Origin of the sequence: Bacillus sp. LJBV19, assembly GCF_017797845.1 — a bacterium.
Classification (GTDB): domain Bacteria; phylum Bacillota; class Bacilli; order Bacillales; family Bacillaceae; genus Bacillus; species Bacillus velezensis.
The window spans coordinates 3175482-3193591 of record NZ_CP072563.1; the positions used below are offsets into that span (position 1 = coordinate 3175482).

Consider the following 18110-nt stretch of genomic DNA (forward strand, 5'->3'; position numbering starts at 1 on the left):
ATCTCATTTTTTAATTTTTCAGTCAATAATTCATAAGATACATTTTCCTCCTGTCAATAAAGGTTCAATTGATGGATATCTCTATAAAAAAACAGCCGGCTTGCTGCTGCCGGCTGAACAAAACGTTATTCATCATCACGGAATACCGCGGCGCTTCTTTCATACTCTATATCCTGAACGCCCTGTCTTGCGTTAATCGCTCTTGCCGCCGCGAAAAAATAATCAGACAGGCGGTTCAAGTAACGCATCACCGTATCGTTTATCTCTTCTGTTTTGCCCAGTTTCACGACGAGACGCTCAGCCCGTCTCGTGACGGTCCGCGCGATGTGAAGCTGAGCAGCCGCCTTATGCCCGCCCGGAAGAATAAATTTCTCAAGCGGGGGCGCTTCAGCCGTGTAACGGTCTATGCAGTCTTCCAATGCGGAAATAGATGTCTCTCTTAATGTATAGCTTCTATGTTCAGAAACCGTCGCCAAGTCGCCGCCGCAGTCAAACAGCTCATGCTGAATGTTTCGGAGTTCGGCTTTCACATCACCGCAATTCTCACAATCATCAAGCTCCGCAAGCGCAAGCCCGATAAAGCTGTTCAGCTCATCAATCGTCCCGTAGCTTTCAACCCGCAGATTGTCTTTATCCGTTCTGCCGCCGATCAGGCTTGTCTGTCCTTTATCGCCGGTTTTCGTATACAGCTTCATCGTTGTATTCCTCCTTCTTCCGCCGCTTTTACACATGCCGCGGTTCCTCTTCTGACGGCTCTTTCCGCTTGAGGGACGTCCATCGCCTCTCCTGTCTGCAAGGCACAAATGACAATGTCGCCTTTTGCCTGTCTGCCGGAAAGAGCCTGCATTCTCGCTTCTGCCGCTGCCGTTAACAGCCGTACAAATCCCTGTTCTGATAAACGTCCGCTGATCAGCACCCAAACGGTATGCTGCGCAGTCACGGCAATTGTGACCGAATCAAACGTACGGCAGATCAAACCAGCGGCCGCTGAGCCGGAAAGCCGGCGGCTCCACGAAAATCCCGGGCCGTCAGATGCGGTTGTCAACATTCTGAACGGCCGTTCTGTATGAAGCGTTACGGTATTTCCGCTTTTGTTTATCAGAGAGGCGAACGGAACGTTGACAGGCTCTCTTTCCTCCCGCGCTTCCGGCATGAAAGCGATCAGCGGTTTCGGCGACGATTGCTGGGCAACAGCGCTGACAGTGATGCCGTAAATGTCTTCAATCGTCTCTTTTTTCAAAGCCTGATCCGGCGTCTGCTTCGGAAAAGCGCGTCCGTCTTTCATCATCAGGAGCTGATCACAATATTGGCCTGCGGCGTTTAGGTCGTGAAAAATACTGATGACCGTCAGGCCTCTTTCTCTCGTCAGCCGCTTCACCGTATCAAGCAGGTCTTTCTGATATTTGAGATCAAGAAAGGTCGTCGGCTCATCCAGACACAGTACCTCCGGCTGCTGAGCCAGCGCCTGCGCCAGATAGACGCGCTGCCGCTCCCCGCCGCTCAGATTGCGGACGGATTGCTGCGCATATCGGTCGATGCCCGTCATTTCCATCGCTTCCCGGACAATGTCTTCATCATGTTGATCCATCTGTCTGAAGAGTCCTTTTTGATACGGGTATCTGCCGAAGGACACTGTTTCCTTAACGGTAAATGTAAAAGCTTGCTCCGTATGCTGCGGCAAAACGGCCATGATTTTCGCAAGTTCCCGCGGCTTGTATCCGCCGACGGGCCTGCCTGCGACGAGCGCCTCGCCTTTTGACGGAGAGAGCATTCCCGTCAGCAATTTCATCAGCGTTGTTTTTCCCGAGCCGTTCGGACCAAGTATGCCGACAAATTCACCTTTTTCGGCGGTAAAGCTGACATCTTCTACAATCATCCGGCCTCCGTACCCGCCGGACAGGCTGCTCACCCTGATCATAAGCGTTTCCCTCCATGATGCTGGCGAAGCAGAATCAAGGCAAATACAGGCGCTCCCGCCAAAGCGGTCATAATGCCGATCGGCAATTCGACAGGCTCAATGACGGTGCGGGAAAACAAATCCGCCAAAATGAGAAACCCGGCCCCCGTCAATGCTGACAGCGGCAGTAAATGGCGATGATCCGTCCCCCATAAGAGCCGTGTCACGTGGGGAATGACAAGGCCGACAAATCCGATCGTCCCCGAGACGGCAACCGCTCCTCCCGTCAGCAGAGATCCGGCGGCGATCATCAGCAGTTTTCTTTTTCCCGTACTGACGCCTAACAGCCTTGCCTTTTCTTCTCCATAAGTCATAATGTTTAATTCTTTGCCATTGATAAGCAGAAGCGCCGTCCCGGCCAGAAAAAAAGGCAGAAACAGCGCGACATAGCCCCAGCCCCTCATTGACACGCTTCCTAACAGCCAGCGGACAATCGGGAGCAGATCATTGCCCGTTAAAGCGATCACAAGCGAAATGAGAGCTCCGAGAAAAGAATTCATGATGATGCCTGTCAAAATGAGTGTCGAAACCGACATCGACGCATGAACGAGGCGGCTGAAAAACAGAACCGCCGCCATGACCGCAATGGCTGCGGCGATGCTGACAACCGGTAGTGTGAACCGGCCGATGACGGGTATCTGAATGCCGAAAAACAAGGTGATAACGGCTCCCGCCGAGGCTCCCGAAGATACCCCGAGTGTATAAGGGTCGGCGAGCGGATTTTTCAGAAGTCCCTGAAACGCCGCTCCCGCAATGGATAACGCGGCTCCGACAAGGGCAGCCAGAACGACTCTCGGCAGGCGGATATTCATCATAATATTTACATTCATAGGGTCAGCCGAGGATGTCCGGCCGATCCCGATCCAAAAAACGTCGGATAAAGGAATATGCAGACTGCCGATTGAAATGCCGAGTGCCGTACAAACGGCTAAAAACAGCAGGCTGACCGTGTAGGCCAGCGGGCGGTTACTTTTTAAACGTTTCAGGATAAACGCTTTCTGCAAGCTTCTCGACCCCTTTGACAAGGCGCGGGCCTGAGCGTGTGACAAGGTCGGGATCAACAGAATAGACATTGTGGTGTTTGACCGCATTGACGGCACCCCAGCCGGCGCGTTTTTCCACTTCAGCGGCCTTTACGCCGTCTGTCGTAATGATGACATCCGGATTCATTTTGACAATCGCTTCATCCGTCAATTGCACCCAGCCGGTCTGGCTGCCGGCGGCGTTTTTCGCATGTATATCTTCAAGCATTTCGTTCATAAACGTGCCTTTCCCCGTCGTGTAGCCGTCAGGAGACACTTCGACGAATACTTTCTTTTCGTCTTTTTCAGAAATGGCCGCCGCTTTCTTTTCTATGCCGGAAAGGTCGGATTTCATCGATTTGATCAGCTTATCCGCCTGCTTTTCTTTGCCGGCCGCTTTTCCGATCATGCTGATTGATTTGTACACGTCTTGGAACGATTGCGCATCATTGACCGTTAAGACGGTGATGCCCGCATCTTTCAGTTGCTTCATCGCATCGGCGGAAGCGGACATAGAGGACGCGTGGGCAAGCACGAGATCCGGCTTCAGCGCGATGACTTTTTCAGCGTTCACATTCATATCTCCGACTTTCGGTTTTTTTACCGCTTCTTTCGGATATGTATCATTTGTCGTGACGCCTGCGACCTTATCTCCCAGTCCGAGCGCGTATGTAATTTCCGTATTGCTCGGCATGAGAGAAACGATTTTTTCCGGTGCCTGCTTTATGGTTACTTTTTCGTTCGCGGCATCCTTAATGGTTACCGGGAATGCTTCGGTTGAGACGGCTTTTTGTTTGGCCGCGCTTCCTTCTTCCTGTGCGCCGGAACAGCCGGCGATCACAAAGGCGGTGACCAAGAGCGCCGCCCAGACGGCAGTGATCTTCTTCATTCTTTTAACTCCCCCTGATTATGGTAAACGATTGTCTCTTTGACATTCGTATCCTTTTTTCGCAGTAATTATACTATAAGTCTTTAAAGCTTGTATATCCGGCCTTTTTGCATGAAAGCAAATTGTTCGTACACACTAAAATTCATCATGTATACTGTTACACAATGGTGTAAAAAGGAGGATTATCATGGAATTACAGCTTGAACGAAAGCTCGTGTTGATTACAGGATCGACTTCAGGGATCGGAAAAGCCGCGGCAAAAAGCTTTTTAGCCGAAGGCGCCGAGGTGATTGTAAACGGAAGAAAAAAAGAAACTGTGGAACGGACGGTTGAGGAGCTTTCCGCTTACGGAACGGTCCACGGCATCGCTGCGGATTTATCGCGTCAGGATGAGGCGGATGACTTGATAAAACGCGCCGGCGGAATCGGGGAAGTCGATATTCTCGTCAATAACCTCGGCTTTTTTGAAGTAAAGGACTTCGCTGAGGTGTCTGATGACGAATGGACTCGGTATTTTGAAGTGAATGTTATGAGCGCCGTGCGCCTGTGCCGGCGTTTTCTGCCGCAAATGCTCGAAAGAAACAGCGGACGGATTCTGAACATCTCCAGTGAAGCCGGAGTCAAACCGCTTGCGCAAATGATTCCGTATTCAATGACGAAAACGGCGTTAATCAGCTTGTCCCGGGGAATGGCGGAAATGACGAAAGGCACAAATGTCACGGTCAACTCCGTGCTGCCGGGACCGACATGGACCGAAGGCGTCGCTTCTTACATGGAAGGAGCCGCAAAGGCTGCCGGAGAAGACACGGACAGCTTCGTCCGGGATTATTTTAAAGTGAATGAACCGACATCATTGATTCAGCGCTATGCAACCCCGGAAGAAGTCGCCAATACGATTGTATTTCTCGCTTCATCAGCGGCTTCTGCCATTAACGGCACCGCACAGCGGGTTGAAGGCGGCATCATCCGCTCCATTTAACACAAAAAAGCCCGGCACAATGGGAACTTCCCCATATGCCAGGGCTTTTTTTACATCATGCCTGCAAACGGAACCGGCTCCCAGCCGCCCGTCTCAAGCTCTGCTGAAAACAGGCCGCCCGCATGCGGCTGCTCAAGTCTTTCGGCTTCCGTCAATTTTTCCGTCGCGGTCGTAATGTATAACGTGTTCAAGTCTCTGCCTCCGAACGCGCAGCAGGTGACGTATTTCGCCGGAACTTCGATAGATGCAATTTCCTTATGCAAAAACGGGTCAATCCGGACGGCACGGCCGCCTCCGAACAGAGCCACCCACAACATTCCGTCACGGTCAATGGTCATTCCGTCGGGAGATCCTTGCGACTCCGGAAAGCGGTAGACCGTTTTCGGATCTGATACGGCTCCGGTTTCAGGATCATATGAATAACAGACGATTTCCTGCGTCGGAGTGTCGATATAGTACATCAGGTTTCGGTCCCGATCCCAATCCAAACCGTTCGAGGTGGAGACCTGGTCTTTTATTTTGGCAAGGCTGCCGTCCGTATTCAGACGGTACAGCGAAGCCTCCTCTTCTTTGCCTTCCATGCTCGTCGTTCCCGCCCATAATCTGCCGGACGGGTCGCATTTTGCGTCATTGAAACGGATATCTTCCCGCATGTCTCTCGGCTGCTTCATCTTCGTCAATGTATCTTCCCGAAGATTGTACAGGTAAAAACCGTCTTTCATCGTCATCACCAGCTCTTCCTTTGAATACAAGGCCAGAGCCGTGACAAATGATTTGAATTTAACGGAACGGTTGATTCCGTCAGCCGGAGTGAAGATATGGAGCTGGCTGCCCAGTATATCCACCCAGTACAGGCATTGCTTGTCCTTGTCCCATAAAGGGCCTTCTCCGATTACTGCTCTCGTATCTGCTCGTAATGCTGCTTCCATGTGTGAACACCTCTTTTGCTTGTCAGTCTTCTATTGTTATTCCCGACAAAGCGGCGTCCAAACTCAATCTTTTTTAAAAAGAATCGTAATCACCGTTCCGGCGCTGATTCTGCTGTTGACATGGATGGTTCCGTTATGAAGGTGTACCAGCTCTTTGGCAATGGCGAGCCCGAGTCCCGTTCCTTCTGACGGCCCCTTCGTATTCGTTCCCCGGTAATAACGGTTAAACAGCTGGTGAATCGTTTCGTCGTCCATCCCTCTTCCGTTATCTTTCACCTTCAGAATGAGCTGTTCGGCTGATTCCTCAAGCACGACCCGAATGGCGGTCCCTTTCTTATTATGCTTAACCGCGTTTGCCAGCAGATTCTCCAGAATACGGCGGAACCACGCTTCATCAATGGCGAAAAGAATGTCTTCCTTTTTGGTTTCAAAGGCGATGTCATAGCCTTCCGAGAACGTGTTTTTCGTGAAATCGTTCGTGACGTTTCTGATAAACGGCACGACGTTGATCAGCCGCCGTTCGATCGGGAGGGCCGCGTTTTTGAGGCGGTATGTTAAGTTTAAGTCCTCAATCAGCTTGGACATATATTCTGATTTTTCCCGGACGATCTGCCCCATTTCTTTGACTTCTTCCGGGGTCCAGTCGTATTGCTTCGATTCAAGCATCATGCTGTAGCCGTAAATCGTGCTCAGCGGGGTTTTTAAGTCATGGCTCAGCCCGGCGATCCATTCTTCCCTTGTCGCCTGGATTTTTTCTCTGTTTTTCTTATCCCGCTTCAGCGTGTCGGTCAGCTGATCCATCGATTCGAAAATCTCGGCGAAAAAGCGGAACGGCTGCTTTGTTTTGCCTTTTTTGTTTTTGCTGACCGGCTGTCCTTTGCGGTTCTTCGGCTCTTCAAGCCGGCCCTTTGATAAATTGACGAGCCATTTGATGGTATGAAACAGCGGCCAGCCGAAACGGAAAGAGTACCAGATGGTCAGGATGCAGATCATAAATACCAGGATTCCGATCAAGAGGAAGAGGGTTTTCATCACATTTCTCAAAAATGATTTGTTAAACTCGTGATCGGGGATGTACACGGGGTTCGGCACCGACGCGACCATCCATTTCGTTTTATCGAGTCTTTTAAAAGAAATTTCCCGTTTGTAATTCCACGGCTTGGAATTGTATTTCAGCAATTCAAGCTCATTGACGGTGTTCCGTTCTTTTTTCGTGCTGTTGATATCCCCGAGCAGTCTGCCGCTGTCTTCGAGAAGGTAGACCGCCCCTTTTTCCCGTTTAATATAATCAATCGTGCTTTTTTTATATTGAGAAAGGGAAGCGAGGGATGGCTCCTGTGATTCGATGTAAGTGAGAAGCTGCTCACTGGCGGATTTCCAGCCGAACAGAATCAAATAGGTCTCATCATTTATCGTGACCGTCCAGTAATTCAGCTTGTAGTTGTCAAAATTCCGGTACTGGTAAATGGATAAGAGGTCTTTTCTGCTGTAATGGCTCGGGACGTCTTTCGGCACTCTGTACGCGTAGTCCGTTTTTTCATTGTCATTAATGATCTGCAGCCAGCCCTTCTGCTTTCTGACCGACATCTTTAAAAACTCATCGACATCCCATGTGCCGTCTTCGTTTTTATCAAGCCACGCTTCAAACGAGTCCGCCGTCGCTTTGGTCAGTCCCGCATTGGCTTCCGCTTCGCTGAAACGCCAATCCAAATAGAAGAAAGAAGCGACGGCCAAAACGGACATCAGCAGGATGACAAGCAGCAGCTGTCCGAAAAAGTGGAGCAGAAATTTTCCGCGCATTCTCATGAGCGGGTTCCTTTTTCTCCTTGATCGGGAATAAACCGATAACCGAGGCCGCGCACCGTTACAATATAGGACGGATTGCTGGGGTCTTTTTCAATCTTTTCTCTAAGCTTGCGGATATGCACCATGACGGTGTTGTTGTCGCCGTAAGACGGATATCCCCATACTTTTTCATAGATCTGATCTTTTGAGAGCACCACATCAGGGTGTTCACAGAAATATTGAAGCAGCTGCAGAAGCTGTGCGGAGCAGCTGACGGGCTCGCCCCCGACGATCAGCTCGGCGTTTTGCGGTGAATAGGAAAAATGGCTGTATGAATACGTCTTTACCGCCGTTTTCTCTTCGCGCTTATAGGTTCTCTTTAACGTCGCCCTGATCCGCGCCGCCAATTCGAGCGGATTAAACGGCTTTGTTATATAATCGTCAGCTCCCAATGCAAATCCTGACAGCTTATCCGCATCAGAAGAACGGGCAGTCAGAAAAAAGATCGGAGCGTCGGTATAGTTCCGGATTTCGGTGCATGCTTCAAAACCGGACATGCCTTCCATCATCACATCCAGCACGAGCAGATCCGCGGTTTCATGTTTAACAAACTCGATCGCTTCCTCAGCGCTTCCGGCTGTCTTAATGTTGTGATAGCCTTCTTTGACGAGAACGCGTTTGACCATATCAACGATCGCCTTCTCATCGTCTACAATTAAAATTGACGCATTTTCCACTTGGACGTTCCTTTCTCTTTGTTTTTTTCATCATATCATTATATGGATAAGATTTGGTACTTTTTTAGTGCGGAGGTCTTGCGGGGAAACAGAAAAGAAAAACGAGACCGGACATCTCTTCTCGTTTTTCTCACGTTGTCAGAGCGGAATATCCATCATTCCGCCGCTTTTGTCAGGAGCTTTCATTTATAAGATGAAGAATAAATTCCCAAAAACCCGGCACTTCCTGGCATAACAGCATGTCCGCTTTTTCAACTATTTTAATCTTCAATTCTTGTTCAAGATCTTCTCTTTCCTGGTATGATGTATTGCTCAGTTTTTTTTTTATCATTGGCGAAAAACGCGAAATCAAAAGTTCCATTTCGTCGGTATCTGTGTTCTCTTTGTTGAAGTCAAATGGCCCGTTCACTGCTTATTTTCCCCCTTTTTTTGCTTGTCCAGCTGCTTTCTGAGATTGTCGAGCCCCTTTTTATGAATATTAGAAATGTTCTGCCGTGATTCACCCAGCGACTCGGCAATCTCCTTCATCGTCGCTCCGTGAAGATAAATATTCGTCAGCACGCTTTTTTGCTTATCGGTTAACGTCTGAAGCGCTTCGTATAAATCACGGTTTTGGACATGCTGGCTCAAATCCCCCTGCTTCCGCAGAAACTCTTCATACGCGTCTTTTCCCATTTCATAGGGAAGCGCTTCACCTCCCTCCGGCTGATCCACCGTCAGCGGATAGCGCTTCTGATTTTTACGGATGCGCTTGTCAAAATCGATGGAGAAAATCCGGATCATAGAGTTCATATATTTGATGATCCGGATTTCCTTATAAAACTGTTTAAAATGGTCGTCCAGTGATTTTGCATCCTTCTCGTCTGAATGTTCCAGCACATTTTTAAATTTCTCGTAATGCTTTGGGTCACTTAAAAAATGTTTAACGATCGGATGTTTCATAATTTCCTTGCATTTTGACCGTAAAAGAACTTGATAGTCCATAAAACCGCCCCCTATTTAAATTAAATGAAAGAAAGCAAAAAAAAGTAAACTACTCCTTTCCGACTAAGATTCCGTATTCCTTATGTCCCGGTTTTGCCGGAACAAAAAAAAGACCCTCAACCGGGATATCAGGTTTACAGGAGCCGCTCTTTCTTTCACTTATATACATGACTGCAGGTCAAGTCAGGAGGTGGCTGATAATGGATCAGGTTTTTATAGAAGAAGCGGTCAGACAGATCGGCAATCTCGGCTTTCCGGCTCTGATTGCCATGTATCTTCTCACACGGTTTGAGAAGAAGTTTGACGCCCTGATCGAACTGATGACGGAACTGAAAGATCAGAAAATGAAAAATTAATTTTCACACGAAGTTGACTTTTCATCGGAACGCATCACTTAACAAAGCAGAAGGGAAAACGAAAGGCCTTTCACATTCTCTTTCTGAAAAAACAAAGCTTGAGAGGAGACGATTTACATGTCAAAAGAAAACAACTGCAATATCCCGCAGCCGATCAGAGGAGACAAAGGGGCGACCGTCACGATTCCGCGCAACCTTGAAAGAGACCGCCAAAATCCGGATATGCTGACGCCGCCGGAAACGGATCACGGCACAGTGGATAATATGAAATTCTCTTTCTCAGATGTGCACAACCGGCTGGAAAAGGGCGGATACGCGCGTGAGGTGACCGTTCGCGAGCTGCCGATTTCTGAAAATCTGGCATCTGTCAACATGCGTTTAAAACCGGGCGCCATCCGTGAGCTGCACTGGCATAAAGAAGCGGAATGGGCATATATGCTGACGGGCAAAGCGCGGGTCACGATTGTTGATGAACAGGGACGCAGTTTTATCGATGACGTGAAGGAAGGAGATCTGTGGTACTTCCCGTCAGGCCTGCCGCACTCCATTCAGGCGCTGAAAGAAGGCTGTGAATTCCTCTTGGTTTTTGATGACGGTTCCTTCTCAGAAAACAGCACATTCCAAGTGACTGACTGGCTTGCCCACACACCGCTTGATGTCATCGCCAACAACTTCGGGGTTTCAGAAAAAGACCTCGCCGGCCTGCCCGGGAAAGAAAAATATATCTTTGAAGAGCCGGTTCCCGGGAAGCTGAAAGATGACATCGTGGAAGGCCCGAACGGTGAAGTGCCATATCCGTTCACTTACCGCCTGCTGGATGAAGGCCCGACTGCTGAGACGGATGGCGGCAAAGTATATATCGCGGATTCCACAAACTTCAAAGTGTCCAAAACGATCGCTTCAGCGCTTGTCGTGGTCGAACCGGGCGCAATGAGAGAGCTGCACTGGCATCCGAACACGCATGAATGGCAGTATTATATTTCCGGTAAAGGGCGGATGACGGTTTTTGCATCGGACGGCCATGCAAGAACATTTAACTATCAGGCCGGGGATGTCGGTTACGTTCCGTTCGCAATGGGCCACTATGTGGAAAATTTGGGAGATGAGCCGCTCGTCTTCCTGGAAATCTTCAAGGATGACCACTATGCCGATGTGTCCCTGAACCAATGGCTTGCCATGCTTCCCGAGAAATTCGTCCAGCAGCATCTGGATCTGGGCAAAGACTTTACGGATATTCTTTCGAAAGAGAAACACCCTGTCGTCAAAAAGAAATGCTGAAGAAGATACACACCGACTTGCAGAGTTCCGTCTCTGCAAGTCTCCTCTGTGTGAAAAGGAGCTGAACAGATGATCAATCAAAACGGGACGAAAATGTTTTTTCTTCAGGTGCTCCGGTATGCCCTGGCAGCCGCTGCCGTATTATTCGGGTATTTTATCGTGATGATGGCTGTATTTTCATTAGCCGGGACGAGCTACGGATCGATGGCGTACGTCCTGCTTTTTTCCGTGCTTTTTATTCTTCTCGGTTTATGTTTTGAACCGCTTGAGCGGCTGATGATACATAGCTTTACCTTTTTTGGGACGGGCAGGCTGCCTTTTCTCCTTTTAGCCAGCACCGTTCAGCTGCTGTTCCTCTGGATGACCGCGTATACGACGGATAAACTGATTGAAAAGATTTGGCTGTCAACGACGGAGGAGCTGATTGTGGCGGGAGTTTTTTTCGTTTTGGATAAATGCGTCTCCGGACAAAATCAGCCCCGGGCGCAATAAAAAAACGCAGGCCGGAATGGCTCTGCGTTTTTTTTTCATCATACCGTTGCGTTTTCATGCCGGATTAAATCGTAGGTTAAGCAGACCGGTTTGTTCGTGCGCGGATCTTTTACAATCTGTGCGTCAATCTGAAAAACGTCTTCCAATATGCCGGGAGTCATGACTTCCTCCGCCGTTCCTTCCTTGATGACGCGCCCTTTTTTCAGGGCGATCATGTAATGGGAAAAACGGGCGGCATGGTTCAGATCATGAATGACCATTAAAATGGTGCGGCCCTGCTCCTTGTTTAATTTGTCCAGCAGCTGCAAAATTTCAAGCTGATGGGCGAGATCTAAATAAGTGGTCGGTTCATCAAGAAGCAGCAGCTCCGTTTCTTGAGCGAGCGCCATGGCGATCCACACACGCTGCCGCTGCCCCCCGGAAAGCGCTTCGATCGGCCGGTCGTAAAATTCGGCCATCCCCGTCTCTTCAAGCGCCCATTTGATCATGTCACGGTCTTTATCACTCAAACGGCCCATTCCGGACTGATGCGGAAACCTGCCGTAAGAAACAAGTTCGTACACCGTCAGCCCGCTCGGCGCTTCAGGCGTCTGCGGAAGAATTGCCATTTCCTTGGCGATGTCCTTCGTGGATTTTTGCATGATCGCCTGTCCGTTTAAATAGACGGCGCCGGATTTCGGTTTCATGATTCTTGACATCGTTTTGAGAACCGTCGATTTTCCGCAGCCGTTCGGACCGATCAGCGTTGTAATTTTTCCTTTCGGGATGGCGATATCCAATTCTTTCGCTATCAAACGGTCGCCATAACCGACAGTAAGCTGTTCCGCCGATAATGAGTTCATCGCGGCAGTCTCCTTCCTCTATTTCGTTTTCATCAGTAAATATACAAAATACGGCGCTCCGAGCACGGAAATCACCAGGCCGACGGGAACTTCGGACGGTGCAAGCACATTTCTCGCCAGCGTATCGGCAAGCAGAAATAAAAATGCTCCGATTAAAGCCGAAACCGGGATAAGCGTCTGGTGGCGCGGCCCGGTAAGCCTTCTGGCCAAATGCGGCGCAATGAGTCCGAGAAAAGCGATTCCGCCGGCTGCCGCAACACATGACGCGGTCAGGGCAACGGCGGACATCAGCAGAACGCGCCGCTCCTTTTCAACCCGGGTGCCAAGCCCCGCCGCCAGCTGATCACCGAGCTGAAGCACATTTAAATACCTGGCTTTATAGAGGCTGAACGGTAAAAGAACCAGCAGCCACGGCAAAATGGACAGCACCATTTTCCAATTGGCGTTCCAAATCGAACCGGAAATCCATACAAGCGCCTGCATGAAATCCCGCGGGTCCATTTTCAGCTGAAAAATCAAGAGAAGCGCATTAAACCCCGCATTGACGCCGATCCCGACCAAAACGAGCCGGACAGGTGAAACGCCTTTTTTCCAAGCCAGAACATAGATGAGCAGCGCAGCCAGAAAAGCCCCCGCCAAAGCGCTCACCGGAAGCAGCCATGTACCGGCCATGCTTAAATCAACAGCTGATCCTTGGAAAAAGAAGATAAACAGAACGACCGCCAAAGACGCTCCGGCGTTAATACCGAGAATGCCCGGCTCCGCCAAGTCATTTTGAGACACGCTTTGAAAAATCGCGCCTGAAACCGCGATTCCGGCGCCGACCAGCAATGACAGCACCATGCGCGGCAGTCTGAATTCAAATAAAACGAGCTGATCCCGGGCATCCCCCTGTCCGAAAAAGACACGCAGCGTATCAAGAGGCGCAATCCGGATCACCCCCATGTTTAAGCTGATAAAAAAGACGATGCATATGAGCAAAAACGTAACGGCCATGACCGCCAGCGGTTTTTTCGATTTTACATTCATTACAGCCCTCTCCTTTCCCTGCGCGCCAAATAAAAGAAAAAGGGAACGCCGATAAGGGCGGTTAAAGCGCCGACCGGTGTTTCAAACGGCGCATTGACGAGTCTTGCGGCAATATCACTGAAGACTAACAGAACGGCGCCGAATACCGCCGAACAGGGAATGATCCACCTGTAATCTACCCCGACTAAAAACCGGGTGATATGCGGAATCACCAAGCCGATAAAAGAAATGGCTCCGGCGACTGAGACTGAAGCCCCCGTCAAGAGGACAACGACAAACATTCCGATTACTTTCACAAGCGATGTGTACTGCCCGAGCCCTTTGGCCAGTTCCTCACCCAAGCTCAGCACCGTCACTGAGCGCGCAATCAGAAATGCCAGCAAAAGTCCGATAACCCCGACCGCCAAAAGCAGCTGCACGCCTTCCCATTTGACGGAAGCGACTCCTCCGGCATACCAGAACTTCACATCCTGGGCGACATCAAAACGGATCGCAATCGCGCTTGAAAGCCCCGTTAAGAAATAGCCGACTGCCGTACCGGCCAGCGCGAGCTTCACCGGTGTCAGACCGCCTTTTGAAAACAGGCCGATGCCAAACACAATAAGCGCTCCGATTCCCGCTCCCGCAAAGGACCACAAAACAAGTCCCGCCGCAGACAGACCCGGAAAAAAAGCAAATGCCAATGCGATCGCAAATCCTGACCCCGACGTCACGCCCATAATGGAAGGCTCAGCAAGCGGGTTCCGCGTCAGCCCCTGCATAATCGCCCCGGACACAGCTAAAAAAGCCCCGACGAGCGCGGCGGCGGCAGTTCTCGGCAGCCTCAGATCGCGTATGATTTGATGAGATGTATTTTGCGGCTGAAAGTGAAAGAGAGCATCCCACACCGTCCGCAGATGAATATCGGCAGCTCCGATGGAAACAGACAGAGCCGCGCCGATCAATAAAACCGCAATCCCGGCACACAGCAGCACAGCAGCCCGGAATGAACGCGCCGTCCACTGGATTTCACTCCCTGATGCCCCTTGAGCCGTCATTGTCTGTTTCTTTTTCAATAGACCCAACACTCGTTCTTCCTTTCTCAAAACAAGAATGGTAATGATAATGATTATCAATGACTTGTTTCAGTATAGCACTTTTATCTTCTCATTTAATAGACCTAATTTCATATAAAAAAAGAAAGTTTTTCTTTAAAAAGAGCGTGCTTCTCTATGAAAGCAGTGATATAATCACACTGATAATGATTCTCTTTATCACTAATTTTTATGAAAGAAGGAATGTCAGATGTTCCATACATACAAGAAAATCGGCGCAGCGCTGATTGCCGTGCTGCTCATCGCCGCTTTGGCCGCATGCGGCAATTCTTCAGACACGAAAGGTTCTTCTGAAAAAGAAGAAACCATCACGTATAAAGCCGAAAACGGCAATATTAAAATTCCGAAGCACCCGAAACGGGTCGTCGTCATGGCTGACGGCTACTACGGCGACTTTAAACAGCTCGGCATCAATGTTGTCGGCGCGCCGCAAAACGTATTTAAAAACCCTTATTACAAAGGGAAAACAAAAGGTGTGACAAACATTGGCGACGGCACGTCCGTTGAAAAAATCATTGACTTAAAGCCGGATTTAATCGTTGTCTGGACGACACAAGGCGCCGATATCGAAAAACTGGAAAAAATCGCGCCGACAATCGCCATTAAATATGACAAGCTCAGCAACATTGATCAATTCAAAGAGTTTGCGAAAATGACAGGCACTGAAGATAAAGCAGACAAATGGCTGGCTGAATGGGATAAGAAAACCGCTGCCGCTAAAACAAAGGTTCAAAAAGCGGTCGGCTCAAAAACCATCTCCATCATGCAGACAAACGGAAAAGACATCTATGTATTCGGTAAAGACTTCGGCCGCGGCGGAAGCATCATTTATGACAAACTCGGGCTGAAGGCCACAAAACTGACGCAGGAAAAAGCCATTAATCAAGGGCCGGGCTACGCCAGCATTTCACTCGAGAAACTGCCTGACTTCGCGGGAGACTACATCTTTATGGGGCCATGGCAGGCCGGCGGTGACGACAAAGGCGTGCTTGACAGCTCAATCTGGAAGAACCTCGATGCCGTCAAACAAAACCATGTCTACCGCATTGATCCGATCGGCTTCTATTTCTCAGACCCGATCTCACTTGAAGGCCAGCTCGACTACATCACAAAAAGCTTAACGAAGTAACCCCGAAGCCGCTGTCACAGCGGCTTTTTATTACGCTTGAAACTTGACAAAAAAATTCATTTATGCTATAATTTACATTTTTGTATTAACATGTATAATAAGATTCTCCCGGCCGGAGATTGATGTAAATAACGGAGGATCTTTATATGAAAGAAAACAAGGCGAGTATGACTTCCCTGCTGTCCGCTTTCGGAAGGGCGTACCACAGTAAATACGACACCCCGGTGATATTTGATGATTTTTTGGCACAAGATCTGATTTCTGATAAAGAGCATTCGGACATCCGCGATCATCTGATTCAAGGTATATCATTTTTCAGCAAAGACATGGCCCAGAGGCTTCAAGGCCAACCGGATGACATCTTAAAATGGGTGACTCAAGTCCAGCTGTCTCCTACACCGTTAGCCCGTGCCGCATATTGTGAAGAAGTGCTTTTCAATGAAGTGAAGCTCGGGGCCAAACAGTATGTCATCCTTGGCGCGGGGCTGGATACTTTTTGTTTCAGGCATCCTGAGGTGACAAACGCCTTAGACACATTTGAAATCGATCATCCCGCTTCACAGGAAGACAAAATAAACAGATTGAAACATCTGAACCTCGGCATTTCCCATCATCTTCATTTTGTACCGATGGACTTCGCCGCTTCGCTTTCTTTCAGCCGTCTGTATCAGGAAGGTTTTTCACGCCAAAAAACCTTTTTCAGCCTGCTCGGTGTGTCATACTATCTTACGAAAAAGCATCTCGCCCGCCTGCTCACACAATTATTTGCCGAAGTCCCGCCGGGAAGCTCTATCGTGTTCGATTATGCAGATGAGTCGCTCTTTGAAGAAAGAGGACTGTCAAACAGAGTGGAAAACATGGTGAAAATGGCTGCAGCAAGCGGAGAACCGATGTTATCGTGTTTCAGTTATAAAGAAATCGAAAAAATATTAGAATCATCAGGTCTGCTTATTTATGAACATTTATCTCCGGCGGACGTCAATGACCGTTTTTTCAGCGGACGCACTGACCATTTAACCGCATTCGAGACCATTCATTATATACACGCCGTCAAAAAGTAACCCGCTGCCGCAAATAAAAAAGACATCTCACAGACGTGAGATGTCTTTTTGTCATACCGATTGTCTGTTGTTTGCAAATTTCTTTGAGACGAAAGGATATAACAGCAAACCGACGAAAAACAGCCCGATACCGAGAATAAAGGTCGTTAAATCGGCCGTTCCGGTAATAATAACGTAAAAAGAATAAATGCAGGCAAGGATGGCGATGATACCGTCTCTTACTCTTGAACCCTTTATCTCGTCATACGTTTCACCCGTAAAAATGAGCTTCAGGCTGTAAAACGCTGATACGAGATACGGAATCAGATAAGCGAGCGTCGCCGCCGTCGTTAAAAACGTAAACGCGTCACTGATCGTCCGGGAAATAACCGAAAAGATAAAGATCTGTGACATCACGTTCGTTACGATTAACGACACAACCGGGCTTCCCTGTTTATTCGTTTTTGCAAAAGCAGCCGGAAAGTCTCCGGATTTCGCCGCTTGATACGGAACTTCAGAGCCGAGAAGAATCCAGCCGAGCATCGTTCCGAACAGACACAAAATCGCCAGAATCGCCATGATGACGCTTCCCGCATTGCCGACGATCGCGTACAATACGTCAACAAACGGTTTTTCCGAGCCGACAAGCTTACCATGCGGAAGCACGCCCATCGTAATCAATGTCACGATGATATAGATGCCAAGCGCGATCAATAATCCGGTAATGGTGGCGCGTTTCACGTCGCGCTGCGAACGGGCGCGTCCGGATAAGATGACTGCAGATTCAATTCCGACGAACGCCCATAATGTTGAAATCGCCGCATTGTGGATCTGCCCGCCGATTCCCTCAACTGTGTGAGGACCTGTTTGAACCGGAAAATAAAAATGATCGAAAAACGACGTTTGAAATACAAACAAACCTGCAATGATAAAGAAGATAAATCCTAATACTTTTGAAAACGTCGTGACGAAATTTAATTTACTCGCACCGTTAATGCTGGTGACGAGAATCGTGTGAGTGCCCCATAATAAAACCGTACATACGGCAAACGTCAGCAGCTGGCCGAGCGTAACCGCCTGACCGCCGATCGAAAACATTTCACGCTTATCCGTTAAAATCGGGAAAAATGATGTTAAATATCCGGCAAGGCTCGTGATGATCGCCACGTTGCTGATCCAGCTCGCCACCCAGTAGCCCCACACCATCGTGAAGCCCGCTGCATTCCCTTTTTTCCGATCGCTGAACAGCGCACGCGCATAGCTTTGCGGCCCCGCCGTCAGCTCAGGCTTACGGATGGATAAGTGGCCGAAGACCAGCGCGATCATTAACACACCGGCTCCCGTTAAAAGCCATGCCGATGTAGCGCCGAACGGGCTCGCGATTTTTGCGAGCGTACTCGGAAGCGAAAAGATGCCCGAGCCTACCATATTTCCTACGACAAACGCCGTTAATAACCAAAAACCCCATTTTTTCGTCTGTTCCATTCCTGTACCTCCTGGTTGTTCATTCGTACGGACCAGACCCCGAGACCATATTTACACGCAAAAAAAGCCTGAACAAAAGTCCA

At 49.1% G+C, this 18110-nt stretch carries 19 protein-coding genes; 6 read left to right on the forward strand and 13 right to left on the reverse strand.

From position 1 onward, the window contains the following. Window positions 1-125: 125 nt before the first annotated feature. From J6600_RS15485 to J6600_RS15500, 4 genes are read right to left on the reverse strand one after another with little or no spacing between them, the layout of a single operon-like run. The gene (locus tag J6600_RS15485) at window positions 126-695 is read right to left on the reverse strand and encodes a cob(I)yrinic acid a,c-diamide adenosyltransferase (protein ID WP_017418941.1); all 570 of its coding nucleotides are present in this window, start codon (window positions 693-695) and stop codon (window positions 126-128) included. Beyond that, on the reverse strand, window positions 692-1918 hold the full coding sequence (locus J6600_RS15490; protein ID WP_053285172.1) for an ABC transporter ATP-binding protein: 1227 nt from the start codon (window positions 1916-1918) through the stop codon (window positions 692-694). The genes J6600_RS15485 and J6600_RS15490 overlap by 4 nt, the downstream gene beginning before the upstream one ends. After that, a complete protein-coding gene (locus J6600_RS15495; RefSeq protein WP_014721787.1) occupies window positions 1915-2961 on the reverse strand; it encodes a FecCD family ABC transporter permease in 1047 nt (348 codons plus the stop codon). The genes J6600_RS15490 and J6600_RS15495 overlap by 4 nt, the downstream gene beginning before the upstream one ends. Further along, entirely contained in the window at window positions 2924-3868 is a 945-nt protein-coding gene (locus J6600_RS15500) for an ABC transporter substrate-binding protein (RefSeq protein WP_012118415.1), read from the reverse strand. The genes J6600_RS15495 and J6600_RS15500 overlap by 38 nt, the downstream gene beginning before the upstream one ends. A gap of 187 nt (window positions 3869-4055) precedes the next feature. Here J6600_RS15500 and J6600_RS15505 point away from each other — a divergent pair, with 187 nt between their 5' ends. Then, on the forward strand, window positions 4056-4847 hold the full coding sequence (locus J6600_RS15505) for an SDR family NAD(P)-dependent oxidoreductase (RefSeq protein WP_003151783.1): 792 nt from the start codon (window positions 4056-4058) through the stop codon (window positions 4845-4847). 50 nt (window positions 4848-4897) lie between these two features. Here J6600_RS15505 and J6600_RS15510 read toward each other — a convergent pair whose 3' ends face one another. The 5 genes from J6600_RS15510 to J6600_RS15530 all read right to left on the reverse strand — a co-directional run bounded on the left by J6600_RS15510 (window position 4898) and on the right by J6600_RS15530 (window position 9240). Next, on the reverse strand, window positions 4898-5776 hold the full coding sequence (locus J6600_RS15510) for an SMP-30/gluconolactonase/LRE family protein (RefSeq protein WP_063637066.1): 879 nt from the start codon (window positions 5774-5776) through the stop codon (window positions 4898-4900). Between the two features lie 63 nt (window positions 5777-5839). Further along, the gene (locus J6600_RS15515; protein WP_061862555.1) at window positions 5840-7582 is read right to left on the reverse strand and encodes a HAMP domain-containing sensor histidine kinase; all 1743 of its coding nucleotides are present in this window, start codon (window positions 7580-7582) and stop codon (window positions 5840-5842) included. Further along, the gene (locus tag J6600_RS15520) at window positions 7579-8298 is read right to left on the reverse strand and encodes a response regulator transcription factor (RefSeq protein WP_003151779.1); all 720 of its coding nucleotides are present in this window, start codon (window positions 8296-8298) and stop codon (window positions 7579-7581) included. The genes J6600_RS15515 and J6600_RS15520 overlap by 4 nt, the downstream gene beginning before the upstream one ends. A gap of 172 nt (window positions 8299-8470) precedes the next feature. Further along, window positions 8471-8707: a sigma-O factor regulator RsoA gene (gene rsoA / locus J6600_RS15525; RefSeq protein ID WP_003151778.1), complete on the reverse strand. Its 237-nt coding sequence runs from the start codon at window positions 8705-8707 to the stop codon at window positions 8471-8473. After that, entirely contained in the window at window positions 8704-9240 is a 537-nt protein-coding gene (locus tag J6600_RS15530; protein ID WP_087920805.1) for a sigma-70 family RNA polymerase sigma factor, read from the reverse strand. The genes rsoA and J6600_RS15530 overlap by 4 nt, the downstream gene beginning before the upstream one ends. Before the next feature lie 242 nt (window positions 9241-9482). Here J6600_RS15530 and J6600_RS15535 point away from each other — a divergent pair, with 242 nt between their 5' ends. From J6600_RS15535 to J6600_RS15545, 3 genes are all read left to right on the forward strand, one after another. Further along, window positions 9483-9638 carry a YvrJ family protein gene (locus tag J6600_RS15535; protein WP_012118419.1) on the forward strand — a complete coding sequence of 52 codons (156 nt, stop codon included), beginning with the start codon at window positions 9483-9485 and terminating at the stop codon, window positions 9636-9638. Window positions 9639-9755: 117 nt separating this feature from the next. Then, a complete protein-coding gene (locus J6600_RS15540; protein WP_007410043.1) occupies window positions 9756-10916 on the forward strand; it encodes an oxalate decarboxylase family bicupin in 1161 nt (386 codons plus the stop codon). Window positions 10917-10985: 69 nt separating this feature from the next. After that, window positions 10986-11408: a regulatory YrvL family protein gene (locus J6600_RS15545; RefSeq protein WP_017418935.1), complete on the forward strand. Its 423-nt coding sequence runs from the start codon at window positions 10986-10988 to the stop codon at window positions 11406-11408. 38 nt (window positions 11409-11446) lie between these two features. Here the strand turns inward: J6600_RS15545 and J6600_RS15550 are convergent, their stop codons facing one another. From J6600_RS15550 to J6600_RS15560, 3 genes are read right to left on the reverse strand one after another with little or no spacing between them, the layout of a single operon-like run. Then, window positions 11447-12250 (reverse strand): ABC transporter ATP-binding protein, encoded by an 804-nt coding sequence (locus tag J6600_RS15550; protein ID WP_007613715.1) that lies wholly within the window; start codon window positions 12248-12250, stop codon window positions 11447-11449. Between the two features lie 18 nt (window positions 12251-12268). Continuing rightward, on the reverse strand, window positions 12269-13279 hold the full coding sequence (locus J6600_RS15555; RefSeq protein WP_012118423.1) for a FecCD family ABC transporter permease: 1011 nt from the start codon (window positions 13277-13279) through the stop codon (window positions 12269-12271). Beyond that, window positions 13279-14316: a FecCD family ABC transporter permease gene (locus tag J6600_RS15560; RefSeq protein WP_029973587.1), complete on the reverse strand. Its 1038-nt coding sequence runs from the start codon at window positions 14314-14316 to the stop codon at window positions 13279-13281. Before J6600_RS15560 ends, J6600_RS15555 begins: the two co-directional genes overlap by 1 nt. Before the next feature lie 247 nt (window positions 14317-14563). On the opposite strand from J6600_RS15560, the gene J6600_RS15565 reads away from it, so the two are divergent. Both J6600_RS15565 and J6600_RS15570 read left to right on the forward strand, forming a co-directional pair. Next, complete coding sequence (locus tag J6600_RS15565) at window positions 14564-15502, forward strand: iron-hydroxamate ABC transporter substrate-binding protein (protein ID WP_021494112.1); 939 nt, start codon at window positions 14564-14566, stop codon at window positions 15500-15502. Window positions 15503-15648: 146 nt separating this feature from the next. After that, the gene (locus J6600_RS15570) at window positions 15649-16563 is read left to right on the forward strand and encodes a class I SAM-dependent methyltransferase (RefSeq protein ID WP_151140065.1); all 915 of its coding nucleotides are present in this window, start codon (window positions 15649-15651) and stop codon (window positions 16561-16563) included. A 51-nt stretch (window positions 16564-16614) separates the two neighbouring features. Here J6600_RS15570 and J6600_RS15575 read toward each other — a convergent pair whose 3' ends face one another. After that, window positions 16615-18027 carry an amino acid permease gene (locus tag J6600_RS15575; RefSeq protein ID WP_007410036.1) on the reverse strand — a complete coding sequence of 471 codons (1413 nt, stop codon included), beginning with the start codon at window positions 18025-18027 and terminating at the stop codon, window positions 16615-16617. Window positions 18028-18110: the final 83 nt, after the last annotated feature.